The organism is Moorena sp. SIO2C4, from assembly GCF_010672485.1.
Classification (GTDB): domain Bacteria; phylum Cyanobacteriota; class Cyanobacteriia; order Cyanobacteriales; family Coleofasciculaceae; genus Moorena; species Moorena producens.
Genome location: NZ_JAAHGN010000617.1, coordinates 1 through 4,442 on the forward strand (window position 1 = coordinate 1; position 4,442 = coordinate 4,442).

The following is a 4,442-nucleotide window of genomic DNA, read 5'->3' on the forward strand; positions in this document are numbered from 1 at the left end:
GGGCATGTCTTGGGGAAATTGATGGCTTGGCTTTCTATAATGCTGGAAAGATTGGTGGTGCGAGTCAACGACACAAGCACTTGCAACTAGTTCCTCTGCCCCTAGCTCCTGAAGGAGTTAACATCCCGATCGAAAATGCGATCGCATCAGCTAACTTTCAGGACTCTGTTGGCACCATCCCAACCCTGCCCTTCATCCATGCTATTGCTGAGCTTGACCCTAGTTGGGTAAACTCTCCGTGGGATGCCGCTCAAGCCACCCTTGATTTGTACCATAGATTACTGAGTGCAGTGGGGTTGCCATGGAATAATGCCAATGGTAACAAGCAATCTGGTGCCTACAATCTCCTCGCCACAAGGCAATGGATGTTGCTTTTACCCCGTTCTCAACCAGATTTCCAGTCAATTGGGGTCAATTCCCTCGGATTTGCCGGAGCTCTCCTAGTCCGAAACCAAGAGCAAATGAAACGTCTGAAAGACCAAGGTCCAATGACAATTTTGAGAAACGTTGCTGTTACTTGGTAATTAAGGAAAGGGAACAGCGGATCTGGGAGTAGGGAGTAGGGAGTCGGGGTAAGAAACTTGAATGTACCTCATTAGGATAAAAAAAGCTATAATTGCCAATTTTAAGGTATTTCTTTTCAAGTATCCTTTTTATATTTTAGATTAGCGTTTATCGGAGTTATGAGGTACAGTCTTCTTTGATGCTAATTCCCTTAAAACCATCTTTACTATAGCATTTATAAATAGCTCATTAACAATCTTGATGATTGATCATAACATCAAAAACTCTTTGGATCTCTTTCCTATTTCTCCCTGCTCCGAAGTCCCTACTTCCTACTCCCTACTCCCTACTCCCTACTCCCTACTCCCTACTCCCTACTACCTACTCCCTACTCCCTACTACCTACTCCCTACTCCCTACTCCCTGTTCCCTATTCCCTGTTCCCTTTGCTATAGTTTCAATTATCCCCTAATTATCGTAGTTAGCATGATCAAGAAAATTACTCTTGATTCTATCTGGTTTAGAAATTTACTGATCATCGTAATCGTACTGGGAGTAGTCTTTAGATTTTACAACCTAGACCGTAAAGTTTACTGGTACGACGAGACTATGACCTCCCTTCGAATTTCTGGTCACACTCGAACCGAACTAGTAGAAACAATTTTCGATGGTCAGATTATCAGCGTAGAAAATTTGTTAAAATACTACCAATTTCCTAATCATAAAAAAGATATCAATGACACCATTAATTCCCTAGCAGGTAATCCAGAACATTCGCCCCTTTACTACCTAATGGCGAGGTTATGGTTACAAACCTTTGGCAATTCCGTAGTAACTATTAGACTGCTATCAGTAATAATTAGCTTATTAGCATTGCCCTGTGCTTACTGGCTGTGTTTAGAACTATTTGGTTCAAAATTAATCGGGTGGGTAGCTGTTGCCATAATTGCTATTTCTCCCTTTCATGTTTTGTATGCCCAAGAAGCCCGAGAATATAGTTTATGGACCGTTACTATTTTGCTTTCTAGTGCAGTCCTATTATGGGCAATGAATTATTCTAGAATAAAGCAATTTATTAAAAAACCTTATCGATGGATTATCTATAGCTTTACTGTTGCCTTAGCACTTTATACTCACCCTTTCTCAGCCTTTGTCTTAATTGGACAGGGATTGTATGTATTAATTACCGAAGGTGGTCGCTGGACTAAGCGAGTAACTAGCTATTTACTAGCCTCCTTAGGAGGAGTATTGCTATTCTCCCCTTGGCTAATCATTGTTATCACTAATTTCTCCAAATTTATCGCTAATACTGACTCAGTTAATCATAGTCGTTCAGGCTTCTTACCCCTATTTTGGACCTTAAACCTCAGTCGGATTTTCTTTGATGTTAACCAAGGCATCCATCCTTTGAGTCCCCTCCACTATCTCAGTTTATTTTTAGCAGTATACGCCCTCTACTATCTTTGTCGTAAGGCTCCTCAGCATGCTTGGGTATTTATTATTACCTTAATTGGAGTGACAGGAATTGCTCTAATCGGTCCAGATGTGCTCTTAGGTGGTCGCCGTTCTAGCATTACTCGCTATGCTATTCCCTGTTATCTAGGCATTCAGTTAGCTATTGCTTATTTCCTGACAACCCAAGCTAAAAACTCAGGAAAACTTACCAAAGATAAGGGAAAAAAGGGATTGCCCACCATGGGCATGATGAATGGAAATTTAGCAAATACCGAAGATAGACAAGATGGGCAAGTAAGGGGTGACCATGACATGGTGCCCATGGAAAAAACCCGAAAAAATCCTAAAACTTGGAAGTCTATAGCAATTGCTCTGGCATTTAGCGGCATACTCTCCTGTATCGTCAGCTCTCAACTGCCAGTTTGGTGGCACAAGAGCTATGCAAAGAGTCGCAATAATCCCCCCGTAGCCGCTTGGATTAATCAAATCCCACAACCACTCTTGATCAGTAATGAAATTCCCGGTAGGGTTCTATCTCTGTGTCATCTACTTCGTCCGGATGTACAGCTGATGTTATTGGATAAATCCAATAGCTCTACCAACATACCGGAGATTCCGGAGGGTTTCAAAAATGTTTTACTTTATCGACCGTCAGAGGAATTGCGTCAGGGAATTGAAACCACCCATAACTATAGGGTTAAACCTACGGATCAATCTTGGCTCTGGAAACTATCAAGATAGGGAGCTTCGTCAGAGAAAAAAAGTAGTAGTCTTATCTGCCTGATCCCGAGTTGCATTCACACCATTGAGACATAGCACCTTCTTCCATCTCCTCCCCCTTTGCCCCTTCTTCCTAATCATGATTGGGAATGGTGATATCCTCTTGAAACGCACTTGGTATTAGGCACCTATAACTGATACCCCTACTCCCTGTATTTCCCTGATAAATTAAGATGACGATGCCCCCATATTCCCTCGGAACTCCAGTTGTAAGGTGCAAACCAATCAAGATGAGTAACTCTCCCAATCCTGGTAATCTACCAGAGCCTACTCCGGAAAATACTCCAGAACCTACGGTAAGTAGAGGGTTTTGGCAGAGGCTGCTACGTCCGGTCTTCATGCTTATGGTCATGATTCTAGTTTCTGGGATAGGGGGCGGAAGCCTTTTTGCTTGGTATTTCATCCAGAAGCAATTAGCACCAACGGTAGAGAAAAATTTATCTAGCTTTCTTAACCGGAAAGTCAATGTCGGACCAGTGGAGGGCTTTTCCCTAAATGGTGTAAGGTTTGGTTCTTCGCAAATACCAGCTACCCCTACGGATCCCGATCATCTTTTTACCGAGGCAGTGAAGGTAAGCTATAACCCCGTTAAACTGCTGTTTACCAGAACTCTAGAACTGGATGTAACCCTAGTTGAACCTAATATATATGTTGAACAGGACAAAGATTTAAACTGGGTGTCTACAGCATTTACACAAACTGCCCAAGATTCTGCGTTTAAGGTAGACCCAAAGGTGGTGCGGTGGCGGGATGCGGATGTGGTGGTGGTGCCAAGATCTGAAGTGGGAATCAAACAACCACCGATGAGATTTACTGAGGTTAGGGGGAAAAGTAAATTTATCGACGGAGGTGAGCTGATTCGCTTTGATGTAAATAGTCAGCCGTTAAGTGGGGGAAATTTAAAGGTTAAGGGAGATTACCGCCTCTCTCAAGAAGAAACTGACTTGCACCTTGATGTCGATAACGTGAGTGCGGCAGAGGTTAGTAAAGTACTTCTGATTCCCCTGAAGCTTCAAGGGGGTAAACTGGGTGGCAACCTGAGAATACAACGGAATAATGCTGAACAGCCTTGGCAGTATTGGGGTACGATCAACTTTTCCGACACCATCGCCCGCTTAGAACCCTTGCCCCAACTGTTCACTGAAAGCAACGGTAAGCTGAGCTTTCGAGGAAGTCAGATTTGGCTCAATAACATAACTACCAGATTCGGTCAAGTACCTGCCCAAATTGGGGGAATGCTGGATATTGAGTCAGGCTACAAGCTCAGAGTAAAAAGCGAACCGGTTGAGATACAGCAGTATGCACAGACGTTTGGGATCAAAGAGCTACCAGTAAAAACTTTAGGTAAAGCACAGGCTACGTTTCAGGTCACTGGAGCTATCGACAACCCGATTGTGATTGGAGAGGCGTTTACCACCACTCCCGCCACCCTTGACCAGGTGAAATTCAGCTCTATTACTGCTGACTTTAGCGTTATTAATACTGAGCTGGCCATTAGAAACTTGCAGGCAAAACCAACAGTGGGTGGCTTAGTCACAGGCAAGGGGGATATCAAATTTATGGATCAGGGGGGGGCACACGACAACTTAACCACATAGCGCCGCAGTTTATCGCCACCTGTTTAATATTGTCATAAACAAAAGTCTCTTTAATTAAAAGCTTATATTGTGGGTACAATAGCTTACAACTCATATGAAACCTCT

The 4,442-nt window shown here is 43.2% G+C and carries 3 protein-coding genes; all 3 read left to right on the forward strand.

The features are described 5' to 3' along the window. Nucleotides 1-524, forward strand: a 524-nt coding sequence (locus F6K20_RS25715) for an ATP adenylyltransferase family protein (protein ID WP_502708877.1), incomplete at its 5' end; no start/stop codon positions are given. Nucleotides 525-765: 241 nt separating this feature from the next. Beyond that, a complete protein-coding gene (locus F6K20_RS25720) occupies nucleotides 766-2,700 on the forward strand; it encodes a glycosyltransferase family 39 protein (protein WP_287296527.1) in 1,935 nt (644 codons plus the stop codon). 269 nt (nucleotides 2,701-2,969) lie between these two features. Beyond that, nucleotides 2,970-4,337 (forward strand): AsmA family protein, encoded by a 1,368-nt coding sequence (locus tag F6K20_RS25725; protein ID WP_287296529.1) that lies wholly within the window; start codon nucleotides 2,970-2,972, stop codon nucleotides 4,335-4,337. The last annotated feature ends 105 nt before the right edge of the window (nucleotides 4,338-4,442 follow it).